Below are 15,130 nucleotides of genomic sequence, written 5' to 3' on the forward strand. Positions count from 1 at the left end.
CCTTCTCTCAAGAGTACGCGCCAGGTGCCCGTCGCGTTCCCCTCGGGCCTCGCACTGCGAAGCCGCCCCCGGCCGCGCCGGTCCGCACGACGGCCTGCGGCACTGCCCGGAACGGGCTCCGGGGTGCCGGCCATGCGCCGTGCGGGCCGGCGGCAGCGGGCAGGTGCCGTGGCCCACCGGCTGCGCGGTGCGGCCGTGACTACGGACGGCGACGGTGCCGTGCCGAACCGTGGCGGGGTGCGGTGGACCGTGGTTCGCGGTCGTCCGGGCGTGGGAAAGGGGGCGGCGCCGGCTTGGCCGGTGGCAGGCTCTGCGGCACCGCGTCCCGGGGCGCGCCGAACACCGTCGTGCGAAGGTCGCCGCCCAGGCCCCGCACGCTCGCCCGCGCCGCCCGCACCGCCTGCCGTACGCTCTCGGACGCCTCCTTGACGCTCGCGCGCCCGGCCCTGACCGCCCGCGCGGCCGGCCGCCACACGGCGTCGCGCACCCGGTGCCCGAGCGGCGTCAGCACGGCCCGGTACACCCAGCGCACCGGCACCAGCAGCGCCGACACGAGCCGTCCGAGGAAGCGGGCGAGCCATCCGATGCCGTCCGCCAGCTGCCGGAAGCACCAGGCGATCCCGCGGCCGACGACGAGCGACACATGCCCCGCGACGCGCCAGGCGTGCCCGACCGCCGCACCGATCTCCCGGGCGACCACCGCGATCACCCGCCCGACCGGCACCAGCACCCAGCGCCACACGGCCACGGCGGGCACCACGACCAGCACGGTCAGCACGCGCCACAGCGCGTTCCCCACCGGCACGGCGACGTACCGCCAGAGCGCCACCCACGGCAGCACGAAGACCAACCGGCCGAGCCACAGCAGCGCACCCGCCACGGCCCCCGCCACCCGGGCCAGCCCACGCCCCATCACCCGTACCGCCCGGGCCACCCGACGCCCCGTCGCCCGCCCCACGCGGCCCAACCAGCCGCCGATGGCGCGCGCCAGCCGGCCGGCCCGCCTCGCGAGCACGCGACCCCACCGGACGCATCCAGCGGCAACCCACCGCACCGCGCGGGCGAGGGCACGCCCGGTCGGTGCCAGCACCCGCCGGTGCAGCCAGCCGGCCGGACGGACGACCAGGGTCCGCACCAGCCACGCCACGCCCGCACCGAAGGCGCGCAGGACCCGGACGACGGCCCGCCCGGCCGGCGTGAGCACACGCCGGTACACCCAGCCGGCGGGCACGGTCACCAGCATCCGCGCCAGCCACGTCACGCCCCGGCCGAGCCCTCTGACGGATCGCACCACCGCCCGCCAGGCCAGCGCCAGGATCCGGCGGTGCGCCCACTGCGCGGGCTGGACGATCAGCCGCCGCGCGCACCAGACCACTGCCGCGCCCAGGGCCCCGGTCGGGCGTACCACCCACGTCCGCCACAGCCACGCGAGTCCTCGCCCCGAAGGCGCGAGCACCGTGCGCCACAGCAGCTGGCCGCCGGTCACGAGCGCGTCCCACACCATGCGCACCGGAAGGATCAGCCCGAACGCCACGATCCGCACCGGCATGCGGATCGCCACGACGAGGCATCCCTCGGGCTGCTGCGGGGCGGGCTGCGGGGCGAGCTCCGGCGACGTCGGATCACCCGAAGGCTCCAGGCCATCCGACGGCTCCGGATCGCCCGACGGCTCCGGCACCTTCTCAAGGTCCATACCCCTCCGGACGCACCAGCGGGCCGTCCGGATCCCTGAGGAGATCGAGCAGGGCAGCAATCGAGCGGGGCACCAAGGGAGCCAGCCGATACGCTGCCTACCGGCCATCCGGCCATCAGATCAGCGGTACAGGCAACAGGGGGGCGGCCGCCGATGACGCAGGAACCGTGGGCGGGACTGTCCGAGGCCATCAGTGCGATCCGGGCCGAGTTGGAACGGGCCATGGACGACGGTCGTGAGCACTCGATCCACTTCCGCACCGGGCCGGTGGAGATGGAGTTCGCCGTGGACGTCAAGAAGGACGCCCAGGCCGGGGCGAAGGTGTCCGTCCTGCCGTGGAGCGCCAGCGCGGAGGCGAAGGCCGGTCACGCGACCGGCAGCACGTCCCGCCTGAAGATCACCTTGCAACCGGTCGACGAGCACGGCCAGGACCAGCAGATCGGCGCGCACGCTCCGCAGCGTCCGCGGTGACGGTCCCTTCCGAGGGGAGGCAGCGTCACCGCGGACACCGCTTACGAAGCGAACACCGCTTATGAAGCGGCGTTCGAGCCGGTCGGCGAGTTGACGACGGTGAGCGGCAGCAGCTTCTTCCCGGTCGGGCCGACCTGGATCTCGGTGTCCATGGCCGGGCATACACCAACAGCACCAAATCCAGTACGGTGCCCTCATGGGAACCCGGACCAAAAAGCGAGCCGCAACGGGCTTACACCAGTACGAAGTTCAGGCTGAGTGGACCGAAGCCGACGTGGCCGTTCTTGAGGACTTGAAAAGGGCCGAGACCAAGCTGCCTAACGACGCCCCGAAGGCGTTGCTCTCCATACGGCTGTCGGTCCTGACCGACGAGACGACATCACCTGTACGGCAGGAACTCGATCTACGCAGGATGGCTCTGGATCGCGGCAGTCGAGTCGTCGGCGTCGCGAGCGACCTGAACGTGTCGGCTACGAAGGTCCCACCGTGGAAGCGCAAGGAGCTTGGCGACTGGCTCAACAACCGGGCGCCGGAGTTCGACGAGATCCTTTTCTGGAAGCTTGACCGCTTCGTGCGGCGCCTGACCGACCTCAGCACCATGATCGACTGGTGCCTGAAGTACGGAAAGAACCTGGTCTCGAAGAACGACGCGATCGACCTGACCACGACAGCCGGGAAGATCATGGTCACCATCATCGGTGGCATCGCCGAGATCGAGGCGGCCAACACGAGCACCCGCGTCGCCAACCTCTGGGACTACGTCAAGACGCAGACGGACTGGCTTGTGGGCAAGCCCGCGTACGGCTACGAAACAGCGGAGAACGAGGACGGCAGAACCGTTCTCGTCATCAACCAGGACGCATACAAGGCACTTCACTGGTGCCGCCGCGCCGCTCTGCGACCGAAGCCCGCTTCCGGACGACGCATGTCCAAGGTGCTCATCCGTGCTGGCCTCTGTGGGCCGGGCCTGACGACGACGACCATGCTGCGCCGGCTCCGGAACCCGGCACTCATGGGGTACCGCGTAGAAGAGGACAAGGTCGGGGGCGTACGTCGCTCGAAAGTGCTTCTGGGGAGCGACGCAAAGCCCATCCGGGTGGCAGATCCCATCTTCACGGAGGAGGAGTTCGAGACTCTTCAGGCCGCCCTGGACCGCCGCGGGAAGAACCAGCCCACCCGCGCGACTGGGGGCGCAACGAAGTTCCTCGGGGTCCTGATCTGCCACGACTGCGGCACCAACATGACGGTCCAGAAGACCAACCACAAGGGGAGGTCATACGAGTATCTGCGGTGTGGCAAGTGCAAGAGCGGGGGCCTCGGAGCACCCAATCCCCGCGACATCTACGGCCAGCTCGTCGAGGACGTCCTGAAAGTCCTAGGGAACGAGCCCGTCCTGACACGTGAGTACCGGCAGGGCGCCGAGGCCCGCAAGGAGCAGAAGCGCCTTGAAGAGTCCGTCAGCTACTACATGACCGGACTTGAGCCCGGGGGCCGATTCACGAAGACGCGGTTCACACAGGAGAAGGCCGAGAAGACCCTCGACGACCTCATCAGGCAACTGGAGTCCATCGACCCTGAGTCGACCAAGGACCGGTGGGTGGCCGTACACAACGGGAAGTCGTTCCGGGAGCGCTGGGAGGAGGGCGGCATGGAGGCCATGGGCGCCGATCTGCTCCGGGTCGGCGTGAAGTGCAGGATCAAGCGGACCAAGGTCAAGGGCGTGCGCGCGCCACACATCCAGATGAAGGTCATGATCCGGAAGGACGTCCGAGAGCGGCTGATCCTCAAGGAAGACGAGTTCGCCGAAGCGTTCTGAGCCAAGTCGTTCGCACGCGAACAGAGCCCCTCTTCCCGTGCAACACCGGGAAAAGGGGCTGCTCACCTCATGAGGACCACGCCCCAGGGTCGAATGGCTCTTCCGTCCCATCGTCGCTCACGATCACGATTTCGCTCTCTATGAGGGACTTCGCCCTGTCAGCAGCGGGAGGGAGCGAAGACGGGGAGAGATGTCGGGGACGCCGGGACGTGCCATCGGGCATTGCAGTTATCGACGCCACCCGCCCTCATCCCCTGCTTCTCTGGCCAACCGCCGGGACCGCGCGATGTCCTCAGCGACACCGGCAGCGATGAGATCGGCACCGAATGTGTGGCCAGAGCCGACGTAGCGCCAGCGCGCGTCCGTGGTCTCGTCTGGGCTGTCGGCATGCCCAATGTGGTGGGCTCGTTCGGCGCGCAGTGCCGCGTAAGTAGTGGAGTAAGTGGTTGTTGTCTTTCCGGTCTTGAAGCCTGTGTTTTCGCTGGTCGGGCATGGGATCGGTGATCTCGTGGGAGTGGTGGCCTGTCGTGTTGCTGCTCCTGCGGAGGTCGTGGATGGCGTCGGTTATGGGTCTGCTGGAACAGCGTGAGCTGGCCGCTCGCCGCCGGGTGGACGAGCTGCGGGAGGAAGCCGACCGCATCCAGGCCGAGCTGGCCCTGGCCGAGCGGGACTGGAAGGAATGGGCCATCGCCCGCTCGCGGGTCGGCCAGGTGCTGGCCTCTGGGGACGACACTGGTCCGGAGCCCGCGTCAACCGGCCAGGGGGCATTGGCCACCGAGGGGCAGGCTGTGAGCCCAGATGCGCCGGTGCCCGGTAAGACAAAGCCGAGAGCGCAGGTCCCGGTGTGGTGTGAGGGACTGGACGGGTCGGTGCTTTCGGCGGACTACCAGCACATTCTCATGGCGCTTGCAGACCGGTCCCGGCTCGGGCAGGGACCGATGACCTGCCAGGAGATGGCCGGAGGCTTCGGTATGGAGGTGGTGCCGGCGCGGGTGGAAGCGTTGCGGTCGAAGGCGAAACGGCTGGTGGCCCGCGGCTGGGCGGCCGAGCCGACACCGGGTGGGTTCACCCTTGCCCAGGGTGTGGCCGGGCCAGGCGGCGGATCATGAGCCAGGTCATCGACCAGTAGATCATCGCCTCGGCGCTGGTGGTGCGGCGTTCGAAGTCGCGCACCAGACGGCGGCTTCGCATCAGGTGGGCGAAACAGCGCTCGACGATCCACCGCTTGGGCAGGACCACGAAACCGCGCATGGTGTCACTGCGCTTGACGATCGCCAGGACCTGGCCGAACGCGGTCAGGCAGTGCTCGATGAGGCTGCCGGTGTAGCCGCCGTCGGCCCAGACCAGGGCGATGCGATGGTGGGTGGCGGCCACCTGGGCGAGCAGGACTTGCGCGATGGCACGGTCACCCATATCCGCGCTGGTGACCCTCACGCCCAGCAGCATGCCGAGAGTGTCGACCACGACGTGTCGCTTGCGGCCGTTGATCAGCTTGCCGCCATCGAAGCCCCGGCTGTCCCGTCCCACGACAGCATCCGCCTTGATCGACTGCGAGTCGATCACAGCGACCGTCGGCTCTGAATCCCCGCCCAGCCTCTCGCGCACCCGCCCGCGTAGCCGGTCGTGGAACTCGGTGATCAGCGCGTTCTCGCACCAGCGCCGAAAGAACGCGTAGACGCGGTCCCAAGGCGGGAAGTCGACGGGCATCGCCCGCCACTTGATGCCGTTGTCGACCAGGTAGCCGACCGCATCCAGCATCGCGCGGTGACAGTACGCCTCCGGCCGGCCACCGCGGCCCTGCATCCAGCCCGGCACCGGCAGCAGCGGCCGGACCGCCGCCCACTGCGCATCGGTCAGATCGGTCGGATACCGGCGCTCACGCATCGGATGATCCGCGGCGTTTCCGAACCGGTGAGCCAGGCAGTCACACTCCCGGGTGACCAAGCTGGACGGCCCGGACATCGACACGGAAGACTTCGACATCAGGGCCTCACACTGCTGGGTGATTCGACACCAACGAGCTGTTCAGGAAGCCCTACTCGCATGCACCCAGCACCCGTGACCACCCAATCGGGATGCGCGTTCGATCAAGAAAACCCCAGGATCGTTACTATAACGAGCACTTACGCGGGTGGAAGCATCCGAGGCCGGTGCCGCGGGAGCGTGTACCTGGCAGGAGGGACTGGTATGGGGCAGTTGCTCGCCGCTGGGACTGTCGAGGTTCTCGTGGAGAACAGCACGCTCGGCCTGGTCGAACGATCGCGAGAGAGCGACATCTACTACCCGGATGCGCCAGCAGGGCGCTGGTTGCGCCCTGCCGAAGGGTTGGTCCACGCGCACTGTCCCTCGGACGTGATCGATGCCCGGGTGCGCGTGGAACTGTGGCAGGGAGACCCACCCGGCATCGGAACGTGGTCGCACAGCGAGGAAGCCGAAGTGTTCTTCCCCGCAGGGGGCCTGTGCATCTACACGCTGGGCGAGATCCTCCCCACGGATATCGAGCTGGACGCTCCCGGGCGATACGGCATGCGAATGTCATGGGCGTTGAACCCAGAACACGGCCCGTTCCACTCTCCGTTCAACGGGCAGGATAGTGCCCTGGAGCATGCCGCAGCTGGTAACGAGGTCGGCCTGGAAGGCGTGGATCAGTACTGTCTGGCGCAGGTCTGGTATCTCGACTCACATATCGGGCTGCCGCCGACCAGCTGACGCGGCGGCAGCCCACACAGGAACTCGTCAGTCGCCGATGGCGATCACGAAGGCATCCTTGTCGATGATGCGGTTGTTCTTGTACCAGGCGTTGAGTCGGCGGAGCCGGCGTCCGGCTTCTTCGTTCTCCTGGCTGTCGATGTACTTCACCGAGTAGTCGTTTTCGTACTGGGGCCCCGTCGTACATGGAGCGGACCACTCCTTCGTAACTGGACACGAAGGAGAATTCCTCACACTGCACTCCGCCGCTTGGTCCGCCCGGCACATCACCGCTGTTGCAGTAGGCCCTGACGACCGTGCGGCTGTCCGCGACACGCGTGCGCTGGGAGGCGCCGACCGCTTGAGGGATGCGGTGCAGCGGGTCGGTCGACTCGGCGCCGGGTAGGGTCTTGTCGCTCTTTGGGGTGGAGCCGGGGTCGTTCCGGACGTCGGCGTACAACAGCGGCAACAGGGCCTCCTGGACCGCTCGTGGCTCAACAACCTTCGAGCTACCAAGAGGCCCTCTTTCCATGCCGACACCGGCCGCGATCACCCGAACGAGACTCCCATTCGACGAACACCCCTCAAGATCGGAAAGACAACAGCCTCTCAGCAAGACGGCCGTCTCGGGGGACAGCAGCCCTCAGACCCACTGCACCTCGGACTGAACCGCCGAGGAGCCCCTAGGGGGCGGCAGCGGCGTTCTAGGCGCTGTTTGGGCCAGCTGTTGCCGCCCCTTCTGCAAGCCGAGCGTGCTCAACACCGCCATCACATCTTCCTCTGTGACATCCGCCACAGCCTCAGCAATGCTTCGCAGCGACTCATCCACCCCAGCTCCCCCGTTTCAGCTGGTCGGAGGCGACTTCTTGACCGTCAGCGGCAGCAGCTTCTTACCGCTCTGGCTCAGTTGTGGCCATGTGTCGTACTGGGGGCAGACGCCGCAGTCGAAGCACGGTGTCCAGCGGCAGTCGTCGACCTCGGTCTCGTCGAGGGCGTCCTGCCAGTCCTCCCAGAGCCAGTCCTTGTCGAGGCCGGAGTCCAGGTGGTCCCAGGGGAGCACCTCTTCGTAGCCGCGCTCGCGTGTGGTGTACCAGTCGACGTCCACGCCGAAGGCGGGCAGCGTCTTGTCGGCGCAGGCCATCCAGCGGTCGTAGCTGAAGTACTCGCGCCAGCCGTCGAAGCGGCCGCCGTCGTCGTAGACGGCGCGGATCACGGCGCCGATGCGGCGGTCTCCGCGGGAGAGCAGGCCCTCGACGATGCCGGGCTTGCCGTCGTGGTAGCGGAAGCCGATGGAGCGGCCGTACTTCTTGTCGCCACGGATCTTGTCGCGCAGCTTCTCCAGACGGGCGTCCGTGCCTTCGGCGCTCAGCTGGGGCGCCCACTGGAACGGGGTGTGCGGCTTGGGCACGAAGCCGCCGATCGAGACGGTGCAGCGGATGTCGTTCGAACCGGAGACCTCGCGGCCCTTCTGGATCACCCGGGTCGCCATGTCCGCGATCTGGAGCACGTCGTCGTCGGTCTCGGTGGGCAGGCCGCACATGAAGTACAGCTTCACCTGGCGCCAGCCGTTGCCGTACGCGGTGGCGACGGTGCGGATCAGGTCCTCTTCGGTGACCATCTTGTTGATCACCTTGCGGATGCGCTCGCTGCCGCCTTCGGGGGCGAAGGTGAGGCCGGAGCGGCGGCCGTTGCGGGTCAGCTCGTTGGCCAGGTCGATGTTGAAGGCGTCCACGCGGGTGGAGGGCAGCGACAGGCCGATCTTGTCGTCCGTGTAGCGGTCGGCGAGGCCCTTGGCGATGTCGCCGATCTCGGAGTGGTCGGCGGAGGACAGCGACAGCAGCCCGACCTCCTCGAAACCGGTCGCCTTCAGGCCGCGGTCCACCATCGCGCCGATGCCGGTGATGGAGCGCTCGCGCACCGGGCGGGTGATCATGCCCGCCTGGCAGAACCGGCAGCCCCGGGTGCAGCCGCGGAAGATCTCCACGGACATCCGCTCGTGCACGCTCTCCGCGAGCGGGACGAGGGGTTGCTTCGGGTAGGGCCACTCGTCCAGGTCCATGACGGTGTGCTTGGCGACCCGCCACGGCACACCGCTGCGGTTCGGCACGACACGGCCGATGCGGCCGTCCGGCAGGTACTCCACGTCGTAGAACGCGGGGACGTAGACGCCGCCGGTGCGGGCCAGCCGCAGCAGCAACTCGGCACGGCCGCCCGGCCGGCCCTCCGCCTTCCAGGTGCGGATGACGTCGCTGATCTCCAGGACGGCCTGCTCGCCGTCGCCGACCACCGCGGCGTCGATGAAGTCGGCGATCGGCTCGGGGTTGAAGGCGGCGTGGCCGCCGGCCAGGACGATCGGGTCGTCGGCCGTGCGGTCCCTCGCCTCCAGCGGGATGCCGGCGAGGTCCAGGGCGGCGAGCATGTTGGTGTAGCCGAGCTCGGTGGCGAAGCTGACGCCGAGCACGTCGAAGGCCTTGACGGGCCGGTGTGCGTCCACCGTGAACTGCGGGACGTCGTGCTCCCGCATCAGCTTCTCCAGGTCGGGCCAGACGCTGTAGGTGCGCTCGGCGAGCACGCCCTCCCGCTCGTTCAGCACCTCGTAGAGGATCATGACGCCCTGGTTGGGCACGCCCACTTCGTAGGCGTCGGGATACATCAGCGCCCAGCGGACGTCACACTCGTCCCAGTCCTTGACGGTCGAGTTGAGCTCTCCCCCGACGTACTGGATCGGCTTCTGTACGTGGGGAAGCAACGCTTCGAGCTGCGGAAACACCGACTCGACGGGCATCTGATTGCGAACCTTCATCAGCGGACAAGGGCGATCCCTAAGCGTAACGCGTCCGGCTTCGCCCCCTGCACGACGATCGGAGCGGCCCCACGGCCGCCGTTCACGCGCCCCGTCCGTCACGCGCGGCTCACCCATCCGCCGTCAGCTTCGCCTCGTGCTCCGCGGCGCCGTGCTCTTCGCGGCCGTACAGCAGCCCGTACGTGAAGGTGGTCTCACCCGCGGCGTGGGCCTGGGCGGCCAGGTCACGCAGGGCGTGGCGGGCCATCACGCTGTCCTGGTGGTCGCCGAGCAGGGATTGCAGGCGCTTGGCGCGCGCCACGTCCTGCCGGGCGCGGGACCCGAGCGCGGGCCTGGCGGCCTCGGCCGCGTAGCGCAGCCGCTTGGCGGCCTTGCGTGCCTGGTGCAGCGCGACGTCCCGGCCGTCCCCCGGCGGCCGGCCCAGCGCCTCGTCGAGGCGGCGGCGAAGGCGCCGGCGGTCGCGTCGGACGGCCTTGCCGAGCACCACTTCGGCGGGTTTCGTCGCGGCCGCGCACAGCGGCGGGGCGGCGAGCAGGGCGTCCAGCCTGCCGAGCAGGGCCAGATAGCGCTCGCCGTCGAGCACCGCGACGACCCGGTGCCGCGCGTCCCCGCGCCGGCTCTCGGACCAGCTGTGCAGTCGTGCGCCGACCGGGCCGGCGCGCAGGTCGGGCGGCAGGGCGTCGAGCCCGGCGGTCAGCCGTGCGGTGAGCACCTCGCGGTCCCGGTCGGCGCCCAGCTCGGCCGCGAGCCATTTCAGGTCCACGCCGATCGGGTCGGTGACGGTGCGGTCCAGCACGCTGCGGTACGTCCGCAGCACGCTGCGGGCCCGACGGGTGGCCACCCGCATCCGGTGCACCGCGTCGGGCAGTTCGCGGCGGACGGCCGGGTCCAGTTCGACCAGGGCGTCACGCTGGGCGCCGAGGTAGGCGAGGACGTGGTCGGCGGCGGGCCCGTCGGGGGTCGGCTCCGGCTCGGCCGGGGCGCCGGGCCGCCGACCGGGTCGCCCGGGTGGGTCGGGGTGGTCGGACGGGTCCGCCCCGTCGGACGGGTCCGCCCCGTCGGGCTGGCCCGGCTGGTCGGCCTGTGTCTCGGAGGCGGTTTCCTCCAGGGCCCTGGCCAGCTTGGACGCGGCGCGCGACGGCCGCCAGCCGGCCTCGCGCAGATGGTCCTCGACCCGGTCGAGCAGCTCGGGCGGGCCGCCGTCCGCGAGCTCCACCTCGGTCTCGGTCCACTCCGCCGTGCCACCGGCGTCACCCGCATCGATGCCACCGGCGCCCTCCGTGCCGCCGCCTCCGGACCCGCTCAGCCGCTCCGCGTGCACCCGGTCGACGCTCACCTCGGCCAGCGGTTCGCCCGCGACGTCCAGGAGATCGCGCAGGTGGCGGGCGTTGCGCAGGCGGATCACGGGGATGAGCGGCACGTCCCGGGTCCGGGAGCGCACGAGTCCGGTGAGCGCGGCGGGCGGCTTGGGGTGCCCGGGCGACTCCTGGTCCAGCGGGGCGTGGATCTCGTCGCGTATCCCCTCCGCGAGGGACACCGGCAGCTTCAGGTGCCAGCCGGCGTCGGAGCCGCCGGTGCGGCGGCGCAGGGTGATCTTGTCGGCGGCGAGCCGGCCGTCGGGGGTGTCGTAGTAGACGGCGTCGAGGTGCACGACGCCCCGGTCGAGGACGGACGACACCCCTGGGACACGGCTGAGGTCGGGAAGGGCGTCCCCTTCCGTGTGGGACTCGTACTTCCGCTCGATCTCGCGCTTGGTCTCCACCATGGCCCGGCCTCACCGAATCGGCCTCGCACGCCCCCGCGGTCTGCGGGCTACCGTCCTTGTCGACGGTAGTCGCCTGGGACCGCGGGGTCAGCCCCTGGGCGGGCCGTCCGGGGCGGGGCCTGCCTGCGGAGCCGACGAGACCCGCCTGAGCACCGCCCTCAGCCCAGTGGCTCCTCAGCCCAGTGGCTTCTGCACCCGGATCGACTGGAGCAACCCCACCGCTATCCACACCGCGAACATCGACGATCCGCCGTACGACACGAACGGCAGCGGGAGGCCCGCCACCGGCATGATGCCGAGGGTCATGCCGACGTTCTCGAAGGCCTGGAAGGCGAACCAGGCGATGATGCCGGCCCCGACGATGGTGCCGTAGAGATCGGTGGCCTCGCGTGCGATGCGGCAGGCGCGCCAGAGGACGACGCCGAGCAGGAGCAGAATCAGTCCGGCGCCGACGAAACCGAGCTCCTCGCCCGCCACCGTGAACACGAAGTCGGTCTGCTGCTCCGGGACGAACTGTCCCGTGGTCTGAGACCCGTGGAACAGCCCGGTGCCGGTCAGGCCGCCCGATCCGATGGCGATACGGGCCTGGTTGGTGTTGTAGCCGACGCCCGCCGGGTCCAGCTCGGGGTTGGCGAAGGCGGCGAAGCGGTTGATCTGGTACTCGTCCAGGATGTGCAGCTGCCACACGGCGATCGCACCGGCCGCACCCGCGGCGAGCAGGCCGAAGACCCACCGGTTGGAGGCGCCGGAGGCCAGCAGCGCACCCAGCACGATGATCACCATCACCATCACGGACCCGAGGTCCGGCATCAGCATGACGATGAGGATCGGCAGCAGCGCAAGGCCCAGGGATTGCAGCACGGTGCGGTGGTCCGGGTGTTCCCGGTCGCCCGCGTCGACCCGGGCGGCCAGCAGCATCGCCATGCCCAGGATGATCGTGATCTTGACGAACTCGGAGGGCTGGAGGGAGAACCCGGCCGGGAAGACGATCCAGGCGTGCGCACCGTTGATGGTGGCGCCCAGCGGGGTGAGCACCAGCAGGACCAGCAGCACCGACACGCCGTAGAGGATCGGCACGGCGGTGCGCAGGGTGCGGTGGCCGAGCCAGATGGTGCCGATCATCAGGGCGAGCCCGATGCCCGTGTTGAGCAGATGGCGCATCAGGAAGTAGTAGGTGTCGCCCTGGTTGATCTCGGTGCGGTTGCGGGTGGCCGAGTAGACCAGGGCGCTGCCGATCAGCGAGAGCGCGACCGAGGCGAGCAGCATCGGCCAGTCCAGCTTGCGCACCACCGAGTCGCGCGCGAACAGCCGCGTCCAGGAGGACCGCTGGGGACCGTATCCGGAGACGGAGAAGCTCTGCGGGCCGACCATGTCAGATCCGCCTCCAGATCACGGGTTCGCCGGGCGGCGCGGCGTAGGGCCGCCCGGGGTCCTGACGCTCGCCGGACGGCCAGGCCGCGGCCGACCGGGCGTCGACCGCCCCGGCGCCGCCGCCGGAGTCGCCGGCCGGGGCCGCGTAGACGGCCGGTTGGACGCCGTCGGTCGTTCCGTCGTCGGCCGGCTGCTCGAACGCGGTGTTCTGTCCACCGGTCGCACCGCCCGCCGTCTGCTGGCCGCCCTGGTCCTGGCCGGTCGCGTTCGGGTCGGCCTGGTTCTGGTCCTGGCCGGTGTTCTGCTGGCCGCCCTGGTCCTGGTCGGCCTGTCGCTGAGCGGCCGACTCGTCGCCCTGCGGGTCGTAGGGCTTTATCTCCGGCGCATCGATCGAACCGTCCGAGGACACCTTGGGCAGGCTCTTCTCCGGGTGCGGCAGCAGGGCCTTCTTCGGGTCGATCTTGCCGTCCTGGCTGACGCCGTAGAGCGCGTCGTAGATCTTGCGCACCGCAGGACCGGAGGCACCGGATCCGGTACCACCCTGGGAGATCGTCATGACGACCGAGTAGTCCTTGCTGTACGTGGCGAACCACGATGTCGTCTGCTTGCCGTAGACCTCCGCCGTACCGGTCTTGGCACGCAGCGGGATCTTGTTCTGCGGCCAGCCGGTCTGCGTGAACCGCCACGCGGCGGTGCCGCGCTCCACCACGCCCTTGAGCGCGCCGTCGATCTCCTTGTTCAGCTTTGCGTTCATCGGCAGCTTGCCCTGCGCGTGCGGCTTGATCTCCTGGATGTGCTTGCCGTCCGGGCTGACGATCGCTTTGCCGATGGTGGGCTGGTAGAGCGTGCCGCCGTTGGAGATGGCCGCGTAGATCCTGGCCTCCTGGATCGGGGTGAGCAGGGTGTCGCCCTGTCCGATGGCGTAGTTCACCGAGTCACCGGCGCGCATCCGGTTGCCTTCGAGGCAGTTCTCGTACGCGATCCGCTGGACGTAGTCGCCGTGCTTCTTGCCGGTCTTGCACCAGGAGGCCTTGTTCGCCTCCCAGTAGTCCTGCTTCCACTGGCGGTCGGGGACCCGTCCGGTGACCTCGTTCGGCAGGTCGATGCCGGTCTCCTTGCCGAGGCCGAACTGGTGGGCGGTCTTGTAGAACCAGTCGCTCGGGTTCTTCTTCGGGTGGATGCCGCCGTCCTTCTTCCACTCGTCGTAGCCGATGCCGTAGAAGACGGTGTCGCAGGAGACCTCGAGGGCGCGGCCCAGGCTGATCGGGCCGAAGCTCTCCGACTCGTAGTTCTTGAAGACCTGGCTGCCGATGTTGAACGAGCTGGTGCAGGGGTAGTGGCCGTCGAAGGGGTGGCCGCCGTTGACCGCCGCGGTCGTGGAGATCACCTTGAAGGTCGAGCCGGGCGCCGACTGGCCCTGGATGGCACGGTTCAGCAGCGGGTAGTTGGAGTCCTTGCCGGTGAGCTTGGCGTAGTCCTTGCCGGAGATGCCGCCCACCCAGGCGTTGGGGTCGTAGGACGGGTTGGAGGCCATCGCGACCACCCGTCCCGTCTTGGCCTCCATCACGACGACGGCGCCCGAGTCCGCCTTGTACTTCTGGTGGGTGACCGGGTCGATCTGGGTGCGGGCCACCTTCATCGCGTCGTTCAGCTCGTACTCGGCGACCCGCTGGACCCGGGCGTCGATGCTGGTGACGACGTTCGCGCCGGGCTCGGCCTTGTCACTGTTGGCCTGGCCGATGACGCGGCCGAGGTTGTCCACCTCGTAGCGGGTGACGCCGGCCTTGCCGCGCAGCTGCGCGTCGTACTGCCGCTCCAGGCCGCTGCGGCCCACCATGTCGGAGCGCAGGTACGGCGAGTCGGTGTGCTCGGCCTTCTTGATCTCCTCGTCCGTGACGGGCGAGAGGTAGCCGAGCACCTGGGCGGTGTTGGCGTCACCGGGCGCCGGGTAGCGGCGCACCGCGGTCGGCTCGGCGGTGATGCCGGGGAAGTCCTCGGAACGCTCCCGGATCTGGAGGGCCTGCTTCGGCGTGGCCTCGTCGGTGACCGGGATGGGCTGGTAGGGCGAGCCGTTCCAGCAGGGCTGCTTGGTGTGGGCGTCGCACAGCCGGACGCGGTCCATGACCTCCTTGGGCTTCATCCCGAGGACCGCGGCGAGCTTGGTGAGCACCGCCTGGCCGCCGTCGTCCATCTTCATCAGCTTGGTGCGGGACGCGGAGACGACGAGCCGGGTCTCGTTGTCGGCGAGCGGGATGCCGCGGGCGTCGAGGATCGAGCCGCGCACGGCGGGCTGGACGACCTGCTGCACGTGGTTGCCGGAGGCTTCCTTGGCGTACTGCTGGCCGTTGCGGATCTGGAGGTACCAGAGCCGGCCGCCGAGCGTGAACAGCAGGGAGAGCACGAGGATCTGGATGACGACGAGCCTGATCTGGACCCGTGGGGTGCGGCCTGTCGCGGGGATGTTGGTCATGGGCGCAGCCCATTCGTCGGAGGGGTGGTGGGCTGGGGGTACCACCCACGCCC

The 15,130-nt window shown here is 69.5% G+C and carries 11 protein-coding genes; 4 read left to right on the forward strand and 7 right to left on the reverse strand.

Annotated features, from left to right (window positions below):
* Positions 1-199: 199 nt before the first annotated feature.
* The gene (locus NQO67_RS21395; protein ID WP_255951712.1) at positions 200-1,693 is read right to left on the reverse strand and encodes a procyclic acidic repetitive family protein; all 1,494 of its coding nucleotides are present in this window, start codon (positions 1,691-1,693) and stop codon (positions 200-202) included.
* 153 nt (positions 1,694-1,846) lie between these two features.
* Here NQO67_RS21395 and NQO67_RS21400 point away from each other — a divergent pair, with 153 nt between their 5' ends.
* The 3 genes from NQO67_RS21400 (at position 1,847) to NQO67_RS21415 (ending at position 5,089) form a co-directional block, all read left to right on the forward strand.
* Positions 1,847-2,164 (forward strand): trypco2 family protein, encoded by a 318-nt coding sequence (locus NQO67_RS21400; RefSeq protein WP_255951713.1) that lies wholly within the window; start codon positions 1,847-1,849, stop codon positions 2,162-2,164.
* 196 nt (positions 2,165-2,360) lie between these two features.
* Complete coding sequence (locus tag NQO67_RS21405; protein WP_255951714.1) at positions 2,361-3,980, forward strand: recombinase family protein; 1,620 nt, start codon at positions 2,361-2,363, stop codon at positions 3,978-3,980.
* A gap of 554 nt (positions 3,981-4,534) precedes the next feature.
* Positions 4,535-5,089 carry a hypothetical protein gene (locus NQO67_RS21415; protein ID WP_255951898.1) on the forward strand — a complete coding sequence of 185 codons (555 nt, stop codon included), beginning with the start codon at positions 4,535-4,537 and terminating at the stop codon, positions 5,087-5,089.
* Here NQO67_RS21415 and NQO67_RS21420 read toward each other — a convergent pair.
* Positions 5,046-5,864, reverse strand: coding sequence for an IS5 family transposase (locus NQO67_RS21420; RefSeq protein ID WP_255951715.1), 819 nt, complete (start codon positions 5,862-5,864; stop codon positions 5,046-5,048). The two genes, NQO67_RS21415 and NQO67_RS21420, sit on opposite strands and share 44 nt — an antisense overlap.
* Before the next feature lie 303 nt (positions 5,865-6,167).
* Here NQO67_RS21420 and NQO67_RS21425 point away from each other — a divergent pair, with 303 nt between their 5' ends.
* Positions 6,168-6,689: a hypothetical protein gene (locus tag NQO67_RS21425; protein ID WP_255951716.1), complete on the forward strand. Its 522-nt coding sequence runs from the start codon at positions 6,168-6,170 to the stop codon at positions 6,687-6,689.
* A gap of 27 nt (positions 6,690-6,716) precedes the next feature.
* Here NQO67_RS21425 and NQO67_RS21430 read toward each other — a convergent pair whose 3' ends face one another.
* The 5 genes from NQO67_RS21430 to mrdA form a co-directional block, all read right to left on the reverse strand.
* Complete coding sequence (locus tag NQO67_RS21430) at positions 6,717-6,839, reverse strand: hypothetical protein (RefSeq protein ID WP_255951717.1); 123 nt, start codon at positions 6,837-6,839, stop codon at positions 6,717-6,719.
* Positions 6,840-7,512: 673 nt separating this feature from the next.
* A complete protein-coding gene (locus tag NQO67_RS21435) occupies positions 7,513-9,453 on the reverse strand; it encodes a TIGR03960 family B12-binding radical SAM protein (protein ID WP_255951718.1) in 1,941 nt (646 codons plus the stop codon).
* Between the two features lie 127 nt (positions 9,454-9,580).
* Positions 9,581-11,236, reverse strand: a complete 1,656-nt coding sequence (locus NQO67_RS21440; RefSeq protein WP_255951719.1) for a CYTH and CHAD domain-containing protein — start codon at positions 11,234-11,236, stop codon at positions 9,581-9,583.
* Positions 11,237-11,410: 174 nt separating this feature from the next.
* Complete coding sequence (gene rodA / locus NQO67_RS21445; RefSeq protein ID WP_255951721.1) at positions 11,411-12,607, reverse strand: rod shape-determining protein RodA; 1,197 nt, start codon at positions 12,605-12,607, stop codon at positions 11,411-11,413.
* Position 12,608: 1 nt separating this feature from the next.
* On the reverse strand, positions 12,609-15,077 hold the full coding sequence (mrdA, locus tag NQO67_RS21450) for a penicillin-binding protein 2 (protein WP_255951722.1): 2,469 nt from the start codon (positions 15,075-15,077) through the stop codon (positions 12,609-12,611).
* Positions 15,078-15,130: the final 53 nt, after the last annotated feature.

Source organism: Streptomyces odontomachi, assembly GCF_024435355.1.
Classification (GTDB): Bacteria; Actinomycetota; Actinomycetes; order Streptomycetales; family Streptomycetaceae; genus Streptomyces; species Streptomyces odontomachi.

Bases quoted from the DNA above. Each gene is read 5' to 3' on its own strand.
- mrdA (WP_255951722.1), bottom strand. From the start codon at position 15,077: ATGACCAACATCCCCGCGACAGGCCGCACCCCACGGGTCCAGATCAGG.
- NQO67_RS21420 (WP_255951715.1), bottom strand. From the start codon at position 5,864: ATGCGTGAGCGCCGGTATCCGACCGATCTGACCGATGCGCAGTGGGCG.
- NQO67_RS21400 (WP_255951713.1), top strand. From the start codon at position 1,847: ATGACGCAGGAACCGTGGGCGGGACTGTCCGAGGCCATCAGTGCGATC.
- rodA (WP_255951721.1), bottom strand. From the start codon at position 12,607: ATGGTCGGCCCGCAGAGCTTCTCCGTCTCCGGATACGGTCCCCAGCGG.
- NQO67_RS21415 (WP_255951898.1), top strand. From the start codon at position 4,535: ATGGCGTCGGTTATGGGTCTGCTGGAACAGCGTGAGCTGGCCGCTCGC.
- NQO67_RS21405 (WP_255951714.1), top strand. From the start codon at position 2,361: ATGGGAACCCGGACCAAAAAGCGAGCCGCAACGGGCTTACACCAGTAC.
- NQO67_RS21425 (WP_255951716.1), top strand. From the start codon at position 6,168: ATGGGGCAGTTGCTCGCCGCTGGGACTGTCGAGGTTCTCGTGGAGAAC.
- NQO67_RS21395 (WP_255951712.1), bottom strand. From the start codon at position 1,693: ATGGACCTTGAGAAGGTGCCGGAGCCGTCGGGCGATCCGGAGCCGTCG.
- NQO67_RS21435 (WP_255951718.1), bottom strand. From the start codon at position 9,453: ATGCCCGTCGAGTCGGTGTTTCCGCAGCTCGAAGCGTTGCTTCCCCAC.
- NQO67_RS21440 (WP_255951719.1), bottom strand. From the start codon at position 11,236: ATGGTGGAGACCAAGCGCGAGATCGAGCGGAAGTACGAGTCCCACACG.